We start from the raw sequence: 23160 nt of genomic DNA, 5'->3' as shown, positions 1-23160 counted from the left end.
AGGTAACAGTCTGTCATGTGAATGATAGGATGCGGAGGTGGAAATATGGAGGAAAGGGAACACATTGTAGGGAAAAGTGTTAAGCGGGTGGATGCCTTTGAGAAGGTGACAGGACGCGCCAAGTACACGGACGACTTGTGCGATAAGAGCTCTTATGTGGCTAAGATACTGCATTCCACGGTTGCACACGGTATTGTGAAATCCGTTGATACAAAAGAGGCGGAGCGGATTTCGGGTGTTGTAAAGATTGTGACATGTTTTGACGTTCCAAAGAATTATTTTCCAACGGCGGGACATCCGTGGTCCACAGATCCCGCACACCAGGACGTGCAGGACCGTCTGATCCTGACGGACCATGTGCGGTTTTACGGGGATGATGTGGCGGCTGTGGTGGCTGAGAACGAAGTGGCCGCGGTGCAGGCCGTGCGTGCGATCAAGGTAGAATACGAGGAACTGCCGTTTGTGCTGGATGTCCAGAAGGCGATGGAGGCGGATGCCCCGCTGATCCACGAGGAGTATCCGGGGAATATTCTGAAGCACACGGCGATCAGGAACGGCAATTATGAGGAAGCGAAGAAAGAACCGGGCCTGATCCGTGTGGAGGGCTGGTATAACACACCTACGGTACAGCACTGCCACATTGAGAATTTTATCTGCTATGCCTATATGGAACAGGGGCGGATTGTGCTCGTCTCCTCCACACAGATCCCGCATATCTGCCGCAGAGTCGTAGGGCAGGCTCTGGGGATCCCCTGGGGGCAGGTGAGAGTGATCAAGCCATACATAGGCGGCGGGTTCGGCAATAAGCAGGATATCTTATATGAACCGCTCTGTGCATATCTGAGTACAGTTGTTGGGGGACGTCTTGTAAAGCTGGATGTATCCAGGGAGGAGACGTTTGTATCCAACCGGGTAAGGCACGCCATACGCACCCATATCATTTCCTACGTGAGGCCCGACGGCAGTTTTGCGGCCCGGAAGATCGAGTGTTTCTCAGATCAGGGGGCTTATGCTTCCCACGGGCACAGCATTGCGGCAAAGGGGCTGGGTGCATTTCCGCAGCTTTATCCCTGTCCGAATGTGGAGGGGGACGCATACACAGTATTTACGAATAAGCCGGTGTCCGGAGCCATGAGAGGTTACGGCATCCCGCAGGCAATGTTTGCGGTGGAGAGCCATACGGACGATGTGGCAAAGGCGCTGGGAATCCCGCCCTATGAATTCCGGTGGAAATATCTGATGCCAAAAGGATTTACGGACGGATTTTCTAAAAATAAGAACTATTATGATACCTTCCATCAGTGTATGGGAAAAGGAAAAGCATACATAGATTACGACAGGAAGCTTCAAGAATACAGCGGACAGACAGGAGAGATCAGAAAAGGCATCGGTGTGGCGGCTTTCTGGTATAATACGGGCGTGTGGCCCATCTCCCTGGAAACCTCTTCCTGCCGGATGGTGCTCAACCAGGACGGTTCCATACAGGTACAGGTGGGGGAGACGGAGATTGGCCAGGGTGCGGATACGGCATTCGGTCAGATGGCGGCGGAGACGCTGGGAATACCATTCGAACAAGTCCATGTCATGACCGTGCAGGATACGGATATCACTCCGTTTGGAACCGGGGCATATGCATCCAGGCAGACCTATATGGCAGGCTTCTCAATCAACCAGACGGCGGCGCTTTTGAAGAGCCATATTCTGGACACGGCCCAGGAACTGACCCGGCATACAAAAGAAAGCCTGGACCTTATAGACGGCAATATTATCCGGAAAGGAGACGGGGAGATTCTCATGAGCCTGGCGGAGCTGGCCACAGAAAAGCTGTACAGCCTGACGAACAACGGGCATCTGACCGCGGAGAGTACCTATCAGGCGAAGACAAATGCGTATTCCTTTGGATGTACCTTTGCGGAGGTAGAAGTAGATATCCCGGCCTGCAGGGCGGTACTGACGAATATCGTCAACGTGCATGACTGCGGGAAGCTGATCAATCCGGCCCTGGCCGAGGCCCAGGTGCACGGGGGCATGAGCATGGGGATCGGGTACGGACTGTCGGAAAGACTGATTTTTGATGAAAAAACAGGAAAACCGCTGAATAATAACCTTCTTGACTACAAGTTATCTACCTTTATGGATCATCCGCACCTGGAAGGCCATTTTGTAGAAAATTATGAGCCCACCAGTGCATATGGTACGAAAGCGCTTGGAGAGCCGCCGGTCTGTTCCGTTGCTCCGGCAATCCGAAATGCCGTGCTGCAGGCGACCGGGGTGGCCATAGATGAGATTCCGCTGACACCGCATATACTTTTCAGGCGGTTTAAAGAAGAAGGACTGATCTAGTACAGCAGTATAGTCCGCTATACTTGTTCGTGAAGGGAGGATACGAGATATGTATGATATGAAAGCGCTGTACGAGGCAGAGAGCGTGGCCCATGCCATTGCGCTGCTTCAGGAGCATCCGCAGGCCCAGATCATTGCCGGCGGAAGCGACGTTCTGGTACAGATGAGAGAGGGCAAGCGCGCAGGAGCAGAACTGGTAAGCCTGTTTGGCCTGGATGAACTGCGCGGGGTAAAACTGGAGGAGGACAAAACCATCCGCATCGGTTCCCTGACCAGCTTTTCCCATATAACAAAAGATTCAATTATACAAAAATATATCAACGTACTGGGGGAGGCCGTAGACAAGGTAGGAGGCCCCCAGATCCGCAACATCGGTACCATAGGAGGCAATACCTGCAACGGCGTTACCTCTGCAGACTCCGCATCCACACTTTTTGCATGGGATGCCATCATCGAGCTGACCGGTCCGGAAGGGATCCGGAAGCTGCCGATCCGGGAATTCTACATCAAAGCCGGGAAAGTCGATTTAAGGCCGGCAGAAATACAGACAGGAATCCTCATCCCCCGTAAGTCGTACGAGGGATACTGCGGGCATTACATCAAGTACGCCATGCGGGGAGCCATGGACATAGCAACCCTCGGCTGTTCGGTTAACGTAAAGCTTTCGGAAGACAAAAAGCAAATAGAAGATGTAAGGATCGCCTACGGTGTAGCCGGCCCGATTCCCATGCGTGCCGTCCACGCAGAACAGGCCGGCAAAGGCCGGCAGATCGAAGATTCTACTATAGAATTAATCGGTGACACCGTATTGGAAGACGTAACCCCAAGAGACAGCTGGAGAGCCAGCAAGGCCTTCCGGGAACACATCTCAAAGGTCCTGTGCAAACGGGCCCTGAAAGAGTCGATCCGTCTGGCAGGAGGTGTTTATCATGAGTGAAAAGCAATATAAGCTTATAAAATGCACAATCAACGGAGAAAAGCGGGAAACCATGGTAGATGTAAGGGCATCCCTGACTGACATGCTCCGTAACGACTACCGTCTGACCAGCGTAAAAAAAGGCTGTGAAGTAGGAGAATGCGGAGCCTGCAACGTCATCATAGACGGAGAATGCTACAACTCCTGTATCTACCTGGCCGTATGGGCGGACGGAAAAGAAATCCGAACCCTGGAAGGTCTCATGGGCCCCGAAGGAGAACTCTCCGACATCCAGCAGGCCTTCATAGACGAAGCAGCAGTACAATGCGGCTTCTGCACCCCGGGAATCATCATGAGCGCTGTAGAAATCCTCGAATCCCAAAAACAATACACAAGAGAAGAACTAAGAAAATTACTGTCCGGCCATTTATGCAGATGCACCGGCTACGAAAACATCCTCAACGCGGTAGAGAAAACAATGCGGGAGAGAGGGGGTGGAGGTCGCCTGTCTGAAACGGGGAGCGTGCTGCCGCCGGGATAAAAGTGTATGGGGGCTGGGAGTAACCCACTTATGGAGAAGTACTAACGCAAAAGACGCCGCCTTTTACGTAAGTACTTCTAAACCATGCGTTCTAAACTCCCAGCCCCCATACACTTTTATCCCGGCGGCAGCACGCTCCCCGTCTCAGACAGGCTAGGTGCCTCCAATCGGAGGGCCGGCAGCCCAGAAGGAACCGCCAGGCGGGGCCAGCGTATTAAACCGCCTACCCAGCACATAAACCCTTCCAGCAATTCATCGAACCGCGAGAGCGGGCACTGTCAAGTTGCCCGTACACGAGCCTGCCAAACAGTCCCCCTTTGCATATCCCCCACATTCCCAACCTAAAACTACTGGGTCGAACACGGGTCGTTTTGCCAGTTCAATACGCTGCCCCCCGTCACACCGCCATTCTAAAGCGGCTTCCCTATTACTGTCCGGTGCGGACAAAGCTAAGTAAAAGGCGAGGCAGACTCCCGGGGGAGCTGTCCATGCCATTTCAAAGTCCATAGAGAGCGCGGTTAGAATCCGTTAGAGAAAAAACAGGGAACTTGGAGGGCAGAATTTGTTTTCCAAAACAAATTCTGTTGCCGCCGGCGGCGCGAATGCATCGGCATTCGGGCCAACTGCGGCAAGCACCCTCCAAGTTCCCTGTTTTTTCTCTAACGGATTCTCCGCAAACGGACAGGATATTGAAATGGCATGGACAGCTCCCCCGGGAGTCTGCCTCACCTTTTACTTAGCGTCTCCACTACCTGCATCATCCGGAGCCGCTTCCAGCGGAACCTCTTTGTCTCTTGGCAGGATGATGTTTAGCAGGACCGCTATGAGTGTTGCGATTACGACCGGTGATTTTCCGAAGATTGTGACAAACCAGTCCGGAAATGCTGCCAGCGCGCCGCTTGCTTGTGAGATCCCCATTCCCAGTGCGGCGGCGAGCCCTACGATGGATGTGTTGCGGTAGGACATATTTTCTGTGTTGATCAGCTTCATACCTGTCATGGCAATGGAGGCGAATACAGATACGGTTGCACCGCCAAGGACACTGTATGGTATGGTGGTCAGCAGGGATGAAAACTTGGGAATCAGGCCTGCTACCAGCAGGATGACCGCGGCCAGGCCGAGGACGCAGCGGTTGACTACCTTTGTTGTAGCAACGATCCCGACGTTCTGGCTGTAGGTTGCCGTGGGAAGGCCGCCCAGGAGAGCGCCGATGATGTTCGTGATTCCGTAGCCGACGATCCCGCCCTGCAGTTCATTGCTGGATGGCATACGGTTTAATCCGCCGCTTGTGGTGGCTGAAAAATCTCCGATGGCCTGGATGGCGTTGATGGCGAATAACAGTCCGATCGCTACGCAGGAGGAGATCTCAAATTTGATTCCAAAGTGAAGCGGCATGGGGAGCTGGAAAGCGGAGGCCTGGCCGATGGGGGTAAAGTCTACCATTCCGAAGCACAGGGCTACGATGTATCCTCCAATGATTCCGATCAGGATGGAGGCCAGTTTCCAGATTCCTTTTCCGTAGTGGTTTAATACGGTTACGATTGCGAGTGTTATGATCGCAACCAGCCAGTTCTGCCAGGAACCATAATCCGGGCTGCCTGTTCCGCCGGCCATATAGTTGATGGCGGTAGGGTACAGGGAAAGGCCGATTGTGAATACCACAGTCCCGGCGATCAGAGGCGGGAAAAACCTGCGGATTTTTTTAATAAATATACCTACCAGAATTGCCACGCAGCCGCCGACAATCTGTGCCCCGAGTATGGTGGGGATATCAAAGTCTGAGGCGATAGACTGCATGCTGGGCAGGTAGGCAAAGCTGATGCCCATGATGACAGGAAGTCCCGAGCCGATAGCAATCCACTTTGTTTTGATAAATGGAAACAGCTGGAGTAATGTGGACAGTGCGGATACGATCAGCGCTGCCTGGATCAGTATTACGGAGTCGCTTTCAGACAGGCCGCCGACTCCAGCAACGATGATTGCGGGCGTTACGCAACCCACAATCATCGCAACAACGTGCTGGAGGGCAAGAGGAAAGGCCTGTTTGAAATTAGGCACACCGTTAAGGTCAAATATAGTGGAACGGGTCACTTCTTTTTTCATGCGTTTATCCCCCTTTAAGCCTGACTGATTCTGGTGCCTGTGGTTCCCTTGATTCCGTCTTTGGCTTTTTCAAGAAGGGTAATCAGAGCCTGGCGTCCCGGCGCGGATTCCGCGAATTCTACGGCAGCCTGTACCTTAGGCAGCATAGATCCGGGGGCAAAATGTCCCTCAGACATGTACTGTTTTGCTTCCTTTGCAGTGATATTATCGAGCCATTTCTCGTTCGGCTTTCCATAGTTAATTGCCACTTTTTCCACAGCGGTCAGGATGATCAGAAAATCTGCATCCAGTTCCCGTGCGAGCAGGCTGCTTGCAAAATCTTTATCGATCACGGCGCTGGCGCCTTTTAGGTGGTTTCCCTGGCGGGTAACTGGAATACCTCCGCCGCCGCATGCAATGACAAGATCGCCAGATTCTACCATGGTACGGATCGTTCCGATCTCAATGATCTCCTGCGGTCTCGGGGATGCTACCACACGGCGGTAACCGCGGCCTGCATCTTCTTTCATGACATAGTCATATTTTTCTGCCATATCATCGGCCTGTTCTTTTGTTAGGAAACGTCCGATCGGCTTGGCGGGATTGCCAAATGCAGGGTCGTCCGCGTCAACGCGCACCTGTGTGATCATGGTTGCCACCGGGATATCATTGATACCGCGGTTCAGCAGTTCTTCGCGCAGGGCATTCTGCAGGTCGTAGCCTATGTATGCCTGGCTCATTGCCACGCAGACAGACAGCGGCGTATTGGGCTGCTGCGGGTCTTCGTGGGTCAGTGCCAGCATTGCGTTGTTTACCATTCCAACCTGTGGGCCGTTGCCGTGTGCGACCACGACCTCACAGCCCTCTTCAATCAGGTCTACAATGGCACGTGCAGTAATCTTTACCGCCGTCATCTGCTCGGGCAGGGTATTGCCAAGGGCGTTTCCGCCCAGCGCGATGACGATGCGTTTCTTTTTTGCCATTTTATTTTCCTCCGACATATGCGATGGTTTCTACTTCACAAAGAACTCCTTTTGGCAGATCCTTTACGGCAACACAGGAACGCGCCGGTTTTCCTACAAAATACTTTGCGTATATCTCATTGAATGCTGCAAAGTCGCCCATATCCGCGAGGAAACAGGTGGTTTTCACAACGTCTTTGAAGTCTGCACCCTGACTTTCCAGAAGGGCGGCTACATTTTTCATTACCTGTTCGGTCTGTTCCTGGATTGTTGTGCCCACTACTTCGCCGGATTCAGGTGAAAGCGGGATCTGCCCTGAAAAGAAAGCGATATCATTTACGATTATGCCCTGTGAGTATGGTCCGATTGCTGCTGGTGCGTTTTTTGTATCAACATATTTTAACATGTCAAATACCTCCTAATGTTTTTCTTCTTATTATACCAGTTACTGTGTGTGCTGCTTTTTATGTTTACGGTACGGCAAGGGTTTATTCAAAAACTCTTGGAGTTCCTTTTTCTTCCAGTTTCTTTAAAACATCGGCAGGATCTGCGAATTTTGCGAGGAAGATCATGGCTGCGATGATGTATGGTTTGTAGCTTGCCTCTTTGTAGAGAGGATCTCTGTAGCGGTCGAATACGCTGGCGTCCACTTCTCCGGTCTCGCAGCTTACGCCTGTGATGTCAGCCGGCAGGCAGTGCATGTAGAGTGCCTTTCCGTCTTTGGTAGTTGCCATAAGTTCTTCTGTGCAGGCCCAGTCTTTATGCTCAGCATTTTGTGCAAGAAGTTCCTTTTCCAGTTTAGAGATGCCGTCGAAGTCACCGTTTCCATAGAGCTCTGTACGTTTTTCCATGGCAGCGAAAGGAGCCCAGCTCTTCGGATATACGATATCTGCGTCTTTGAAAGCCTCTGCCATATCGTTTGTTTTTGTGAAGGTACCGCCGGATTTTTTAGCATTGTCCGCAGCAACGGCTTCTACTTCCGGGAATACTTCGTATCCCTCCGGATGAGCCAGGACAACATCCATCCCAAAACGTGTCATCAGACCGATGATACCCTGGGGAACGGACAGAGGTTTTCCGTAAGACGGAGAGTAAGCCCATGTCATGGCCAGTTTTTTGCCCTTCAGATTCTCAACGCCGCCGAACTGGTGGATGATATGAAGCATATCTGCCATCGCCTGTGTCGGGTGGTCGATGTCGCACTGCAGATTCACAAGTGTCGGTTTCTGTTCCAGAATGCCGTCTTTATTGCCCTGTGTTACAGAGTCAACCACTTCATGCATATAGGCATTTCCCTTGCCGATGTACATATCATCGCGGATACCGATAACGTCAGCCATGAAAGAGATCATATTTGCTGTCTCGCGGACGGTCTCGCCGTGGGCTACCTGAGATTTCCCTTCGTCCAGATCCTGAACTTCGAGTCCCAGCAGGTTGCAGGCGGAAGCAAAAGAAAAACGGGTACGTGTAGAATTATCGCGGAAAAGTGAGATGCCAAGTCCGCTCTCAAATACTTTTGTGGAGATATTGTTTTCTCTCATGAAACGGAGCGCGTCGGCAAGAGTGAATACTGCCTCCAGTTCATCATCTGTCTTCTCCCATGTCAGGAAAAAGTCTCCGTTGTACATTTCCTTAAAGTTCAGTGCGTTCAGCTTATCAATGTAATCCTGTAATGTTTTCATCGTAAAATCCTCCTAAATTTTGTGAATATTCTGAATATGGTGTGCAAGGGGGTCAGACCCCTCGGCAGAGGGGTCTGACCCCCTTGCACCTGTTTGTTAAATTATTTGCAATAAAGTGTCGGCAGTGCAGCGTATACAGCAGCGCATACTACCAAATCTGCTTTCCATGTTTTCTCGTTCGGAGCATGAGCCTGCGCCTCTGCGCCAGGTCCAAATCCGATGCACGGGATTCCATTTCTTCCCATAATGGATACGCCGTTTGTCGAGAAGGTCCATTTGTCGGTTAACGGACGGGCTTTTCTCATTGCCTCTGTCTCTGCGGTTCCGATTCTGGTGTCGCCGTAGAGGCTTGTGTATGCTTCCTCAAGTGCTTTTGTTACGGCGTGATCCTCCGGGATGACCCATGTCGGGAAGTAGCACTCGATCGGATAGGTAAGTCCTGTGTAGGAGGGCCTGTCGTAGTTGTACATGGAAACCTTTACGTCATCACCGTATTTTTTCACGCTTGGAAGTGCGCGGATCTCATCCAGGCAGCTCTCCCAGGTCTCGCCTGCCGTCATGCGGCGGTCCAGAGATACGGAACAGGAGTCTGCAACTGCACAGCGGCTGGGAGAGGTAAAGAAGATCTCGGATGTCGTGACAGTTCCTCTGCCCAGGAAACGCGCTTCTTTCCATTCCGGATTGAACTTTTCCTCCAGCATCTTGACGAGGCCTTTGATCTCCGTGCCTTCCTCAGCGTCATTTTCATTTAAAGCACGGATATCCTGCAGGATATCGGCCATCTTATAGATTGCATTGTCACCGCGTTCCGGTGCTGAACCGTGGCAGGAAACGCCTTTGACATCCACACGGATCTCCATGCGTCCGCGCTGTCCGCGGTAGATTCCGCCGTCTGTCGGCTCTGTAGATACAACGAATTCCGGGCGTACCTTATCTTCATTGATAATGTACTGCCAGCAGAGACCGTCACAGTCTTCCTCCTGGACAGTTCCGGTTACGAGAACGGTGTATTTGTCGCTCAGCAGTCCCAGGTCTTTCATAATCTTTGCCCCGTATACGGCAGAAACAATACCGCCGCACTGGTCGGATACACCGCGGCCGCCGATCTCTTCGTCGTTTTCATATCCTTCGTACGGATCAAAAGTCCAGTTCTCAATGTTACCGATACCTACAGTGTCGATGTGGGCGTCAAATCCGATGATCTTTTCGCCTGTTCCCATGTAGCCGAGAACATTTCCCTGGGGATCGATTTCCACTTTATCAAAACCCAGGTTTCTCATCTCTTCGGCGATCCGTTCAATATGTGCTTTCTCATCACAGCTCTCGCCCGGGAATTTTACAATGTCCCTTAAAAATTTGGTCATGTCAGCCTGATAACCTTGTGCAGCTTCTTTGATTTTGTTAAAATCCATGATTACTTCTCCTTTTTAGAATTTATTATATTGAAATTGCTTCGTTTAACGGTCATTTCCGCCCCACACGATGGATTCGTATCTCTCCGGATCTGTATCTCCTTCGGTGGAGAAGAGAAGGACTCTTGACTCTTCATTCAGTCCAAGATGCTCTCTTAAGTCTTTATATTCATCCATACACATGATGCACGCCAGCGCGCCGAACGGTGCGGCTCCGGATTCCCCGGAAGTAACAGGTGCATCTCCCTTTACCGGCGCTGCCAGCATACGCATGCCTTTTGCGGCTACCCAGTCAGGCGCTGCGATGAATGTATCCACATGGTTCTTCAGGATATCCCAGGAGATCGTGTTCGGCTCTCCGCAGGCCAGCCCGGCCATGATCGTTACCATATCTCCATCCACAATCTGGATGCTTCCGTCCCCCAGGGCAGCGCCCTTGTAGAGGCAGGCAGCGGCTTCGGCCTCCACTACGATAACTTTCGGAGGATTCTCCGGATAACGGTTGGCAAAATATCCCTGCACAGCTCCTGCAAGAGATCCCACGCCAGCCTGGATAAATACGTGTGTTGGTCTGCCGCAGCCATATTCCTTCAGCTGTTCATTCGCCTCCATTGCCATGGTTCCGTATCCCTGCATGATCCAGGCCGGAATCTCCTCGTAGCCGTCCCATGCAGTATCCTGCACCATAATGCCGTTTTCAGTCTTCGATGCCATGTCCGCAGCCATGCGCACACACTCATCATAGTTGTATTCCTCGATCGTTGCCTGTGCGCCTTCGGCGAGAATGTTATTGAGGCGGGTCTGTGTGGTGCCCTTGGGCATCAGCACGACGGCTTTCTGCCCCAGCTTATTGGCCGCCCATGCAACGCCGCGTCCGTGGTTGCCGTCCGTAGCCGTGAAGAAGGTTGCCTGGCCGAATTCCTTTTTCAGTTCTTCGGAAGTCAGCACCTGATAAGGAAGCTCAGAAACATCTTTACCCACCTGTTTGGCGATATAGCGCGCCATTGCGAATGAGCCGCCCAGCACCTTGAAAGCATTGAGGCCAAACCGGTAAGATTCATCCTTTACGTATACTTCCTTTAAGCCCAGCCGTTTGGCCATCTGATCCAGCCTGGCAAGCGGGGTGATACTGTACTGTGGAAAGCTTTCATGAAAAGCCCGTGCTTTTTCAACCTGGCTAAGCGCCATAACCTTCAGTTGTGCATCGTCTGTTTTAGGCATATGGTTCACTGCCCATTTGATTGATTCCATGTGTGAAAAACCTCCTTCTAACTATTTGAGCACTCACGGGAACTATCTTGCACCCATCTTTGCGGCTGATTTTCCGCGAGTACTCTATTTGCCTGCGTCCATGTAACTATAAAGTGTGAATTTTGAAATTCCCAAAAGAGAAGCAATTTTGTCTCCGGATTTAGTGATCAGAAAAGCGCCGGCGTTGTTCAGGTACTGAACGACTGCGACTTTGTCATCCTTATTCATGATAGCAACCGGTTTGCCAACGAGTGCAAGAGCCTGTTCGATCAGGGTATCCAGCAGCTCGTTTACATTGTGGGTGATTTTTGGGGGCTGGTTGTTATCGGTTTCCTGTTCCTTTTTTTGTTCCGTGCTGATGAATGAATGGATGGCGGATTCGACAGTGAGCAGTGAGGTGATGTCATAGTTAAGAGAAAATATGTAAGCGATGCTGTCATCATCATCCCTGATATACATGGTGCTGGATTTGAGAATCCTACCGTCTTCTGTCTTGGTGAGATAGGAAAGACGGTCCTGAATCTGTGACGGTTTCCGGCTCAGTGTCTCCAGAACCACGCTGGACGGTCCGTCGCCAAGCTTCCTGTTGGATACATGCCCATTCTCGATATAGACAATGGAGCTGTCCAGTTCTTTCTTTCTCAGATCGTGGATAACAATCTCACAGGAACTGCCAAACTGTACGGCAAGGCCGTGGGCGATCTGCTTTAATAAGTCTAATTTCTGGCTCAAAGTTACCATTCCTTTCGCGTGTGAGTATGGGAAATGATCCCGAAAACTTTTTGCTTCTAAACTCATCATAGCATAAAAAAAAATTAAATCAATACTTTTTCTAAAAATTTTTTAGGTTACCTAAATTTTTTTGAGATTCTGTATTGCAATTATCTTATATAAATGGTATTCTATATACAACAAAAGCAGTCCTTAAAAATCTGTGCGAAAAAGAAAGGCCTGTTTTTACAAAAGGATATACAAAATATAGTGCGACGTGCAAGGAAACCAACCCCCTTGTAGAATTTGTATACGCGGTGACATGCACCGGAAACCTTTAGGACATTTCATTAAGAAAAGGAGACGAATAGTATGCTTATTTTAGGAAACGGCAGGGTAATCACGCGTGACGAGATGAATCCGTATCTGGAAAACGGCGCTGTGGCAATCGAGGGAAGCACCATCCAAAAGGTGGGATCCTCAGGTGAAGTCAGAGCGGCATATCCGGAGGCGGAATTTATTGATGCCGGAGGAAAAGTAATTATGCCGGCATTTATTAATGCGCACGAACATATTTACAGTGCCTTTGCAAGAGGGCTTTCTGTAAAGGGATATGACCCGAAGGGATTTTTGGATATTCTGAACGGCATGTGGTGGACCATAGACAGGAATCTCACACTGCAGGACACATATCTGAGCGCTATGGCTACGTATATTGATTGTATTAAGAACGGAGTGACGACCATATTTGACCACCATGCCAGTTTTGGATCAATCCGGGAGTCCTTATTCCATATAGAAAAAGCAGCTAAGGAAACAGGGGTGCGTTCCTGTCTGTGCTATGAGATATCCGACCGGGACGGCAGGGAGAAGGCAAGGGAATCTGTGATGGAAAATGCAGAATTTATCCGCTATGCCCGGCAGGACGGAAGCGGGATGATAGCCGGAATGATGGGGATGCACGCACAGTTTACCATATCAGATGAAACCATGGAACTGGCAGCAGCAAATAAGCCGGACGGTGTGGGTTACCATATCCATGTGGCCGAAGGGATTGAGGATCTGCACCACTGCCTGAAACACTATGGGAAGCGTATCGTTGACAGGCTGATGGACTGGAATATTCTGGGGGAGAAGACCTTACTGGGCCACTGTATATACATTAACGGACACGAGATGGAGCTGATTAAAGACACTAATACCATGGTTGTACATAATCCTGAATCCAACATGGGCAACGCCTGCGGCTGCCCGCCGACGATGGAACTGGTGCACAGAGGCATCCTGACCGGTCTGGGGACGGACGGATATACCCACGACATGACGGAGTCTTATAAAGTAGCCAATGTTTTGCACAAACACCACCTGTGCGATGCGACGGCGGCATGGGGCGAGGTACCGCAGATGCTCTTTGACGGCAACGCTCAGATCGCAGGCAGATACTTTGAACAGAAACTCGGCGTTCTGGAAGAGGGCGCGGCAGGGGATGTCATCATCGTAGATTACGATCCGCTGACCCCCTTCGGAGCAGAGAACTGCAACGGGCATATCCTGTTTGGTATGAACGGGCGGAATGTAGTAACTACGGTGGCTAACGGGAAAATCCTGATGAAGGACAGAGAATTGCAGCATATCGACGAAGCAAAGGTGATGGCGGACTGCAGACAGGCTGCGGCAGAACTTTGGGGACGGATTAACAAGTAAAAGCGGAAAAGTGTTGCAAGGGGGTCAGACCCCTCTGCAGAGGGGTCTGACCCCCTTGTACTACCGTTTTCAGAATATTCAAATTATTTAGGAGGTTTACGCAAATGAGTGATATTATGACCCCGATGTCTTTCGGGCATTTAGTAGATTGGATGATGACGGAGCGTGAGAAGTCAGGCACTGTGTTCGGAGAGCATGCACCTTATCAGGCCGATTCCAGATATAACAGGACAATTTTCGGACGCCCGCTGGAGACTCCGGTCGGCCCGGCAGCCGGTCCGCACACGCAGCTGGCACAGAATATTGCAGCCGCTTATTATACCGGAAGCCGTTTCTTTGAACTGAAGACCGTGCAGGTGATGGACGGCGCCGAATTGGCGGCATGCGTGAGTAAGCCGTGCATCAAGGCTGACGATGAATGTTATAACTGTGAGTGGTCTACGGAACTCTACGTGCCGCAGGCAATGGAGGAATACATTAAGGCGTGGTTCCTGCTCAAGGTGATGGCAAAGGAGTTTGAGCTTGGCAGCATGGACGGATTCCAGTTTAACATCAGCGTGGGGTATGACCTGGAGGGGATTCAGTCTCCAAAGATAGACCGTTTTCTGAACACCATGAAGGATGCCGGAGATTCTGAAATCTTCAGGGATTGCAAAGCATATCTCCTGGAGCATGCGGACAGATTCCAAAAAGTAACAGAGGAAGATATTGAGAGTATCTCATCAGAGATCTGCAACTCCGTCACAATCTCCACACTGCACGGATGTCCTCCGCAGGAGATTGAAAAGATTGCAATGTACCTGGTTACGGAAAAGGGCTTCCACACCTTTATCAAATGTAATCCTACCTTATTAGGATACGAATTTGCCAGAAAGACCATGGATGAGATGGGATACGATTATGTGGCATTCGGGGACTTCCACTTCAGGGATGACCTGCAGTACGTGGATGCCGTTCCGATGCTCACCAGGCTGATGAAAGTGTGTGAGGAGCGTAACCTGGAATTCGGCGTGAAGATCACCAACACGTTCCCCGTAGATGTCAAACAGAACGAGCTTCCCAGCGAAGAAATGTATATGTCCGGAAAATCCCTGTATCCGCTCTCCATCTCTCTGGCCGCAAAGCTGGCAAAAGAGTTCGGCGGTAAACTCAGGATCTCATTTTCCGGCGGAGCCGATTTCTACAATATAAAGGGCATCGTGGACGCAGGTATCTGGCCGGTCACCGTTGCCACTACACTGCTGAAGCCGGGCGGATACCAGAGAATGTGCCAGATCGCCCGTATCCTGGAGACAGAGGGCGCTGTATTTGAAGGCGTAAGCATCGAAGGATCAAAAGCACTGGCAGAAGCCGCAATCGTGAGTCCCCATCATGTGAAGGCGGTCAAACCGCTACCATCCCGCAAGATGAACAAGGAGGTACCGCTTTTGGACTGTTTCGTGGCGCCATGTAAAGAAGGCTGCCCGATCCACCAGGATATCACCACATACCTGCAGCTTGTGAATGCCGGAAAATATGAGGAGGCAATGGAGGTCATTACAGAGAAGAACCCACTGCCGTTTATTACCGGAACGATCTGTGCACATAACTGCATGAGCAAATGTACCAGAAATTTCTACGAAGAACCGGTACATATCCGCGCTATGAAGCTGGAGGCTGCAAAAAATGGCTATGAGGCGTGGCTGGCAGATGTGTCGCCAAAGCCCCTGACAGAGAAAGGGAAAGCTGCCGTCATCGGAGGCGGCCCTGCCGGTATGGCAGCGGCATATTTTCTGAGACGCGGCGGCATGGAAGTTACCCTCTTTGAGCAGACCGGCTCCCTGGGCGGAGTGGTGCGCCACGTGATCCCGGAATTCAGGATCCCGGGAAGCTCCATTGACAAAGACGCAGAAATTCTTAAGGCAGCAGGCGTTGATGTTCAATACAATACAAAAGTAGAAAGCGTGCAGCAGTTAAAAGAACAAGGGTATGGTGCGGTCATATTTGCAGTGGGCGCATACAAATCGGGTATGCTGAAACTGGAGGCCGGCGAGACGATGAATGCGCTGGAGTTCCTCGGGGCGTTTAAAGAAACAGAAGGCAGCCTGGACATCGGGAAACATGTCGTTGTCATCGGCGGGGGAAACACCGCAATGGACACGGCCAGAGCCGCAAAACGGACCAAAGGCGTCGAGACGGTTTCTCTGGTCTACAGAAGAACCAAACGCTATATGCCGGCGGATGAGGAGGAACTGCTGCTGGCAATTGAGGACGGTGTGGAATTTCAGGAACTGCTTTCCCCTGTCAAACTGGAAAATGGCAGACTGGTCTGCAGAGTAATGCAGCTTGGCGATTTCGATGATTCCGGCAGAAGAAGTGTGATTGAAACCGAAGAGATCCGGGAAGTTTTGGCAGACACCGTGATTGCCGCCGTGGGTGAAAAGGTTCCGACAGAGCTGTACGAGGCGAATGGTATCCATGTAAATGAGCGCGGGAAAGCAATGGTTAACGCGGAAACCTGCGAGACAAACCTGGAAGGCGTCTATGTAATCGGAGACGGCCTGGGCGGTCCGGCAACGGTAGTAGAGGGCATAAGAGACGGCCGGAAGGCGGCAGAAGCAGTGATTGGACGGAGCCTGGCGAAAGATTTCGACAGGCAGGCGGACGAGGCTAAGGTCTACAGCCGCCGCGGCATCCTGCGGGATATGGAGAACGGGAAGGCAGAGACAGAGCGCTGCCTGGGATGCTCCAGTATCTGTGAAAACTGTGTGGAAGTATGTCCAAACCGTGCAAACATCGCCATCCGGGTGCCGGGTATGGCAAAACATCAGATTATCCATATAGACTATATGTGCAATGAGTGCGGTAACTGCAAGAGCTTCTGCCCATATGAGAGCGCCCCTTATCTGGATAAGTTCACGCTCTTTGCCGGAGAAAAAGATATGGAAGACAGCAGAAACCAGGGATTTACGGTAGTGGATAGGGAAAAGGGAGTATGCAGGGTGAGATACCTTGGAGATACTTTTACCTGGACAAAGGGGGAAGAGACAAAGCTGCCCGCGGGACTGCAGCAGCTGATTGAAACAGTCGTTCAAGATTACCCCTACCTCCTGGGATAAAAGAGCACAGCATAAAAGGCGGGGCACGGCCCCGTGAATAGTATCCAATAAGCGCCCATGCACAGAAAGACAGAAAGAAGGAATGGTTATGAAACGTTTGTTTAAAGGCGGAATCATCGTCAGCGGCGAAGGACAAAAGAAGCTGGACATCCTGGTAAAAGGCGAAAAGATTCTGGCAGTCGGTGAAAATCTGGAATTCAGGGACGCCGAGATAGAAGACGTCCGGGGCAAGTACCTTTTCCCGGGATTTATTGATGCACATACCCATATGGCTCTGGAAGTCAGCAACACCATAACTGCAGACAAATTTGACACGGGAACCAAGGCGGAGATTGCGGGAGGAACCACCTGCATCATAGATTTTGCCACACAGAACAAAGGAGAGACACTTGCCCGGGCGCTGGATAACTGGCACCAAAAAGCAGACGGACACTCCTCATGCGACTATGCGTTCCATCTGGCGCTATCCGACTGGAACGAGAACGTCAGCCGTGAACTGGAGCAGGTTGTGGCGGAAGGAATCTCTTCTTTCAAACTGTATATGACATACGACAATATGGTCGTGGATGACAAGACCATGTATGAAATCCTGTCCCGTTTGAAAGAACTCGGCGGAATCGCAGGAGTACATTGTGAAAATAAGGGAATCATAGATGCAAGGCTGGAAGAAGTTCTGCAAAAAAAAGGAAACCGCAGGGATGTCTCTGATTATCCGGGAACGAGGCCGCCGGCAGCAGAAGCGGAGGCCATCAACCGGCTGCTTAAGATAGCGAAGTGTGTGGATACACCCGTCATTGTGGTGCATTTGAGTTCGGCAGAAGGCTACCGGGAAATCCAGCGGGCCAGGGAAGAAGGGCAGACGGTCTATGTGGAAACCTGTCCCCAGTACCTCCTTATGGATGACAGCAAGTACTCCCTGCCGGATGGGGAAGGCAGGAAATACATGATCGCGCCGCCGCTGCGCAGAAAGAAGAATCAGGAGGTGCTGTGGAAGGCGCTTACGGAGGGCAGGATCCAGACAATCTGTACAGACCACTGCAGCTTTAATCTGGAACAAAAAAGCGCGGGGATCGAAGACTTCTCTCTGACACCGTGCGGAATGCCAGGCGCAGAAGAGCGTCCTGGCCTGATTTACCAGTTTGGCGTAAACGAGGGACGCATCACTATAGAACAGATGTGCAAATATCTGTCCGAGAATCCAGCAAAGTTATACCACATGTATCCACAGAAAGGAACGCTTTCTCCGGGAAGCGATGCAGATATCGTAGTATGGAATCCCGATACCGAGTGGATTCTGTCAAAAGAGTCACAGCAGACCAACATCGACTATTGCCCAATGGAAGGCACCAAGATTAAAGGCAGGGCAGAAAAGGTATTTCTGCGGGGCCGGCTGATAGCGGAAAACGGGGAAATTAAAATAGAAAATGCAGGGCAGTATATAAAGCATGGAGTCACGAAGGAAGCTGACAATTAAAGAAGGGCGGCACATGATAAAAGCATACCTTAATCCGCAGTTTACTGCGGATCCGCCCGAAGGGCATGCGTTACGGGATGCCCTTTGGGTATACCGGGAGGGAAAACTGGTACAGTTCCCCTCTCTTCTGGAGGCATTAAATATAGAAAATTCAACGGCTCCCGTTCTCTCATTCACAGGAGCGGGAGGCAAGACAACACTGATTACACGGATGGCAGGCGAGTATCTGCGAAGGGGAACCAGAGTTGTCGTGACAACGACTACCCACATGATGGCCTGGGATTACCCGTGGTTTCTTTTGGAACCCTCGGCAGAGAAGATGGAAAGAATCCTGGCTGACGAAGGCATGGTATGGCTGGGCCTGCCCGCCGGTGATGGGAAAATGCAGGCTCCGCCCCGCGGGTTTCTGCAGCAGGTTTTGAAAAAGGGATACCCGCTGCTGATCGAGGCAGACGGTGCGAAGAGGTTCCCGGTCAAAGCGCCGGCTTCCCATGAGCCGGTGCTGCTCCCCGAGACGACACATGTGATCAATGTCTGCGGACTGGACAGCCTTGGAAAGCCCATGGAAGAAGTCTGTTTCCGGCCTGAAATTGCTGCCGGACTGCTTCATAAACAAAAAACGGATCCGGTCACGCAGGAAGATATTGTAGATCTGGCGCTGGACAGCCGGGCCGGAAAAAAGCATGTAATGCCCCAAATGTCTTACCATCTGGTTTTGAACAAAGCCGACGGCGCGAAGGAAGAGGCACAGGCCCTGGAAATCTGCAGGTTGGCAGAAAAAAGGGGATTCGCACAGATCACAGTAACAGCAGGAGGAAGACAGATACAGAGATGAAAATACTAATTAAAGGCGCGGGGGATCTGGCAACAGGAATCGCTTCGCGCCTCTATCACAGCGGGCACCAGATTGTTATGACAGAGATCGCAGTTCCTCTGACGGTGCGCAGAATGGCGGCGCTTTCCAGAGCTGTCTATGAGGGGACGGCCGTCGTAGAGGATATGAAAGGCGTTCTTGTATATTCGGAAAAGGAAGCAGAACAGGTTCTGGCGGACGGGAATATCGCGGTGATTGTGGACGCAAACGCTAAAATAGCCGCTGGACTTCAGCCGGATGTCATTGTGGATGCAATACTGGCGAAAAGAAATACCGGGACAAGAATAACAGACGCCCCCTTTGTGATTGGGGTGGGCCCGGGATTTACTGCGGGAATTGACTGCAATTGTGTTGTGGAGACAAAAAGAGGGCACACACTGGGGAATATCTTTTATTCTGGCAGTGCGCTTCCAAACACCGGAATTCCGGGGGATGTGGGAGGTTATACGACAGAACGCCTGATCCGCGCCGCAGCAGAGGGGGAGATGCAGCCGTTGGCAGCCATTGGGGATATCGTAGAAAAAGGCCAGGCGGTTGCCGTTACCGGTGGAAAAGAAGTATATGCCCGGATGAGCGGTGTGATCCGGGGAATGCTTCAGTCCGGCGTCCGTGTAAGTGAAGGACTGAAAATAGGGGATATCGATGCGCGCTGCGAAAAGTCCCACTGCTTCACCATTTCTGACAAAGCAAGGGCCGTGGGCGGAGGCGTACTGGAAGCGGTAACCCGGCATGAACACATGAAGGGGAAATATGCCCTTGTCTTGCTTGCGGCAGGAAAAAGCACACGGTTTGGGGAAAACAAGCTCCTGGCACAGATCTCCGGCAGACAGATGTTTGAATACATGCTGGACAAAATCAGCGCGTTCGGAGCCTTTCCCACATATATTGTGACGGGATATGAAGAGATTGAAAAAAAAGCAAGGCGAAAGGGGATACGGGTTGTGAGAAACGATGAGCCTGGACGGGGGATTTCCCGTTCCGTCAGGCTGGGAGTGGAAGCCTGTACAGAGCAGTTTCCTGATATTCAGGGCATTCTTTTTTCCGTGTGTGATCAGCCCGCTTTGCATGCGGCCACGATCCAGCGGATACTCAATGCAGCAGGGCTCCACAGGGGAAAGATTATCAGCGCCTGCCATAAGGGCCGGCCGGGCAATCCGGTTCTCTGGGACAAAAAGTTCTTCCACGATCTCAGGCGGCTTTCCGGAGACAACGGAGGGCGGCAGATTATGTCCGGTCTGCAGGACAAAGTAAGATATGTGGAAGCACAGGAAGAAGAATTAAAAGATATTGACTTCCGGTCAGATCTTTCAGAATAAAGTTCCGGGAAACGTAACAGTTCAGGCTTGCCTGAACTGTTACCGGGAAAAGGAGGGTATTATATGTTCACAGTACATGTAAATGGGAAAGATTATCAGGCAGAGCAGGACAAAAAGCTGATGCGGTTTCTGCGTGACGACCTCCGTCTGACATCCGTGAAAGACGGGTGCAGCCAGGGCGCATGCGGCACCTGCACGGTTCTGGTAGACGGAAAGACAACACGTGCGTGCATTCCCATGATTTCTAAGATGGAGGGCAAATCCATTGTAACAGTTGAGGGATTAAGCGAAAGAGAAAAAGAAGTGTATGCTTATGCTTTTGCCACGGCCGGCGCCGTTCAGTGCGGCTTCTGTATTCCCGGCATGGTCATGAGCGCAAAAGGCCTGATTGATGTCAACCCGGATCCGACCCGCCTGGAAGTGATAGCCGCGATCCGCAATAACATCTGCCGGTGCACAGGGTATAAGAAGATTATCGACGGAATCCTTCTCAGCGCCAGAATATTCCGGGAAAATCTCCCTGTGGCGGACAACAGCGGCATTGCACTGGTAGGCGATGCAATCCAGAGGATCGATGCCAGAGAAAAGGTGTTGGGAACCGGAGAATATCCGGACGATATCTATCTCGACGGCATGATCTACGGCAGCGCAGTGCGTTCCGAATATCCCAGGGCAAAAGTACTGGCGATCCACGCGGAGGAGGCTCAGGCGCTGGAAGGCGTGATCGGAGTCTATACCGCAGAGGACATTCCGGGGCAGGTAAAGGTGGGCCACCTGAAGCAGGACTGGGATACCATGATTCCGGTCGGGAAAACCACGCATTACCTCGGGGATGCGATCTGTCTTGTGGCGGCGGAAACACCGGAGATACTTGAACGGGCTAAGAGCCTTGTGAAGGTGGATTACGAAGTGCTGGAACCGGTGCTCAGCCCCTTTGACGCCATGAAAGAGGATGCGCCGCTTGTCCATGCATCCGGAAATATTCTGGCACATGAGCATCTGGTCCGGGGAAATGCCGACGAGGTCATTGCCAATTCGAAATATAAAGTAACAAAGCATTACGAAACACCATGGACCGAGCATGCATTTCTGGAGCCGGAGTGCGCGGTCGCCATGCCTTTTGACGACGGGGTATTTATTTATTCCACAGATCAGGGTACATACGATACCCGGCACGAATGCTGTATCATGCTGGGACTCCCTCCGGAGAAGGTGATTGTGGAAAACAAACTGGTCGGCGGCGGATTTGGCGGAAAAGAGGATGTCAGCGTCCAGCATCACGCAGCGCTTCTGGCGTACCTGACCAAACGGATCGTAAAAGTAAAGCTATCCAGGCAGGAAAGCATTGTCATCCATCCTAAACGTCATCCAATGTGGATGGATATCACAACAGCCTGTGACGAGAACGGCATACTGACCGCGATGAAGGCGGTAGTCGTATCGGACACAGGGGCCTACGCATCCCTGGGCGGGCCTGTGCTGCAGCGTGCCTGTACACATGCCGCGGGGCCGTATAATTTCCAGGTAATCGATATAGACGGAAAGGCGGTGTACACGAATAATCCGCCTGCCGGTGCATACAGAGGCTTCGGAGTAACCCAGACCTGCTTTGGATCCGAGCGGAATCTGGACCTGCTGGCAGAGATGGCCGGCATTTCTCCCTGGGAGATCCGTTACCGTAATGCCATCCGTTCGGGACAGGTGCTGCCGAATGGACAGATTGCCGATGATTCCACGGGTGTTGCGGAAACATTGGAAGCCGTAAAAGACATCTATGAGAGCGAACCCTATGCAGGGATTGCCTGTGCCATGAAAAATGCGGGCGTAGGCGTGGGACTGCCCGACTGGGGCCGCTGCCGCCTGCTGGTAAAGGACGGAAAAATACAGATCCATGCGGGTGCGTCCTGCATCGGGCAGGGGCTTGGAACGGTTCTGACACAGGTGGTATCCGAGACGACCGGCCTGCCGGTTAACTGTATCAAGTACTGTCCGCCCAATACCGCGGATTCCCCCGATTCCGGAACTACCTCCGGTTCACGGCAGACACTGATTACCGGGGAGGCCGCGAAGCGGGCGTCGGAAGATCTGAGAGAAGAGCTGGCAGGGCAGACACTGGCAGCTCTGGAAGGAAAAGAGTATTACGGTGAGTATCTCGCCAAGACCGACAGGATGGGCAGCGATGTGCCAAATCCGGTGTCTCATGTGGCCTATGGTTATGCTACTCAGGTATGTGTCCTGAATGAGGATGGAACGGTCAAGAAAATGGTGGCGGCCCACGATGTGGGCAAAGCCGTGAACCCGGTCAGCGTGGAAGGCCAGATAGAAGGCGGCGTTGTGATGGGAATGGGATACGCACTGACGGAAAGATATGAGATCAAGGAAGGGTATCCGGTATCCAGATTTGGTACGCTGGGGCTGTTTAAGGCGGATAAGGTGCCGGAATTGGTATCCCTTATTGTGGAAAAACCAGGCGTGGACGTGGGGTATGGGGCTATTGGAATTGGAGAGATCACATCCATACCAACGGCGCCGGCTGTTGCAGGGGCTTATTATAAATGGAATGGAGAGTTTCAGACTGTATTGCCGCTGGAGGGAACTCCATATACCAAAAAGAAGTAAATCGGGAGTTAGTGACGAGCTATAGTCTCGGCGCGGATGGGGACGCTCCATGAAGGGATAGCCGAAAACCTCCCGGAGAACATCCATGTCCTTTCAAAAATGCGGCCGCGGACCTAAGAAATTCTAGGCGGGAAACAGCCCCGAAAAAGGAGCACTACTGACACATCACCAGAAA

16 protein-coding genes are annotated in these 23160 nt (G+C 51.6%); 9 read left to right on the top strand and 7 right to left on the bottom strand.

Annotated features, from left to right (window positions below; all coding sequences use genetic code 11):
- The first annotated feature begins 45 nt into the window (after positions 1 to 45).
- The 3 genes from xdhA to xdhC are packed head-to-tail and all read left to right on the top strand — an operon-like array spanning position 46 to position 3800.
- Entirely contained in the window at positions 46 to 2343 is a 2298-nt protein-coding gene (gene xdhA, locus BN1938_RS14795; protein WP_050641341.1) for a xanthine dehydrogenase subunit XdhA, read from the top strand.
- A 49-nt stretch (positions 2344 to 2392) separates the two neighbouring features.
- Complete coding sequence (xdhB, locus tag BN1938_RS14790; protein WP_050641340.1) at positions 2393 to 3280, top strand: xanthine dehydrogenase subunit XdhB; 888 nt, start codon at positions 2393 to 2395, stop codon at positions 3278 to 3280.
- On the top strand, positions 3273 to 3800 hold the full coding sequence (xdhC, locus tag BN1938_RS14785) for a xanthine dehydrogenase subunit XdhC (RefSeq protein WP_050641339.1): 528 nt from the start codon (positions 3273 to 3275) through the stop codon (positions 3798 to 3800). The genes xdhB and xdhC overlap by 8 nt, the downstream gene beginning before the upstream one ends.
- 732 nt (positions 3801 to 4532) lie before the next feature.
- On the opposite strand, the gene BN1938_RS14775 is transcribed toward xdhC, so the two are convergent.
- The 7 genes from BN1938_RS14775 to BN1938_RS14745 form a co-directional block, all read right to left on the bottom strand.
- Positions 4533 to 5903, bottom strand: a complete 1371-nt coding sequence (locus BN1938_RS14775; protein WP_050641337.1) for a uracil-xanthine permease family protein — start codon at positions 5901 to 5903, stop codon at positions 4533 to 4535.
- Between the two features lie 14 nt (positions 5904 to 5917).
- Positions 5918 to 6865 carry a carbamate kinase gene (arcC, locus tag BN1938_RS14770; protein WP_050641336.1) on the bottom strand — a complete coding sequence of 316 codons (948 nt, stop codon included), beginning with the start codon at positions 6863 to 6865 and terminating at the stop codon, positions 5918 to 5920.
- Position 6866: 1 nt separating this feature from the next.
- Positions 6867 to 7250 (bottom strand): RidA family protein, encoded by a 384-nt coding sequence (locus BN1938_RS14765; protein WP_050641335.1) that lies wholly within the window; start codon positions 7248 to 7250, stop codon positions 6867 to 6869.
- A gap of 82 nt (positions 7251 to 7332) precedes the next feature.
- On the bottom strand, positions 7333 to 8526 hold the full coding sequence (gene ygeW, locus BN1938_RS14760; RefSeq protein WP_050641334.1) for a knotted carbamoyltransferase YgeW: 1194 nt from the start codon (positions 8524 to 8526) through the stop codon (positions 7333 to 7335).
- Positions 8527 to 8627: 101 nt separating this feature from the next.
- Positions 8628 to 9938, bottom strand: coding sequence for a YgeY family selenium metabolism-linked hydrolase (locus BN1938_RS14755; protein ID WP_050641333.1), 1311 nt, complete (start codon positions 9936 to 9938; stop codon positions 8628 to 8630).
- A 45-nt stretch (positions 9939 to 9983) separates the two neighbouring features.
- The gene (gene dpaL / locus BN1938_RS14750; protein WP_050641332.1) at positions 9984 to 11189 is read right to left on the bottom strand and encodes a diaminopropionate ammonia-lyase; all 1206 of its coding nucleotides are present in this window, start codon (positions 11187 to 11189) and stop codon (positions 9984 to 9986) included.
- An 84-nt stretch (positions 11190 to 11273) separates the two neighbouring features.
- Positions 11274 to 11930 carry a PAS domain-containing protein gene (locus tag BN1938_RS14745; protein WP_050641331.1) on the bottom strand — a complete coding sequence of 219 codons (657 nt, stop codon included), beginning with the start codon at positions 11928 to 11930 and terminating at the stop codon, positions 11274 to 11276.
- Between the two features lie 342 nt (positions 11931 to 12272).
- On the opposite strand from BN1938_RS14745, the gene ssnA reads away from it, so the two are divergent.
- The 6 genes from ssnA to xdh all read left to right on the top strand — a co-directional run bounded on the left by ssnA (position 12273) and on the right by xdh (position 22985).
- Positions 12273 to 13604, top strand: a complete 1332-nt coding sequence (ssnA, locus tag BN1938_RS14740) for a putative aminohydrolase SsnA (RefSeq protein WP_050641330.1) — start codon at positions 12273 to 12275, stop codon at positions 13602 to 13604.
- A gap of 104 nt (positions 13605 to 13708) precedes the next feature.
- Positions 13709 to 16702, top strand: coding sequence for a putative selenate reductase subunit YgfK (gene ygfK / locus BN1938_RS14735; RefSeq protein ID WP_050641329.1), 2994 nt, complete (start codon positions 13709 to 13711; stop codon positions 16700 to 16702).
- Positions 16703 to 16790: 88 nt separating this feature from the next.
- Entirely contained in the window at positions 16791 to 18176 is a 1386-nt protein-coding gene (gene hydA / locus BN1938_RS14730) for a dihydropyrimidinase (protein ID WP_050641328.1), read from the top strand.
- Between the two features lie 13 nt (positions 18177 to 18189).
- Complete coding sequence (yqeC, locus tag BN1938_RS14725; protein WP_050641327.1) at positions 18190 to 19011, top strand: selenium cofactor biosynthesis protein YqeC; 822 nt, start codon at positions 18190 to 18192, stop codon at positions 19009 to 19011.
- The gene (gene yqeB / locus BN1938_RS14720) at positions 19008 to 20366 is read left to right on the top strand and encodes a selenium-dependent molybdenum cofactor biosynthesis protein YqeB (RefSeq protein ID WP_050641326.1); all 1359 of its coding nucleotides are present in this window, start codon (positions 19008 to 19010) and stop codon (positions 20364 to 20366) included. The genes yqeC and yqeB overlap by 4 nt, the downstream gene beginning before the upstream one ends.
- 63 nt (positions 20367 to 20429) lie before the next feature.
- Complete coding sequence (xdh, locus tag BN1938_RS14715; RefSeq protein ID WP_050641325.1) at positions 20430 to 22985, top strand: selenium-dependent xanthine dehydrogenase; 2556 nt, start codon at positions 20430 to 20432, stop codon at positions 22983 to 22985.
- Positions 22986 to 23160: the final 175 nt, after the last annotated feature.

The sequence above is a fragment of the Eubacterium sp. SB2 genome (genome assembly GCF_001244405.1).
GTDB classification, from domain to species: domain Bacteria; phylum Bacillota; class Clostridia; order Lachnospirales; family Lachnospiraceae; genus Faecalicatena; species Faecalicatena contortus_B.
This window is presented reverse-complemented; position numbering and strand designations above follow the sequence as displayed.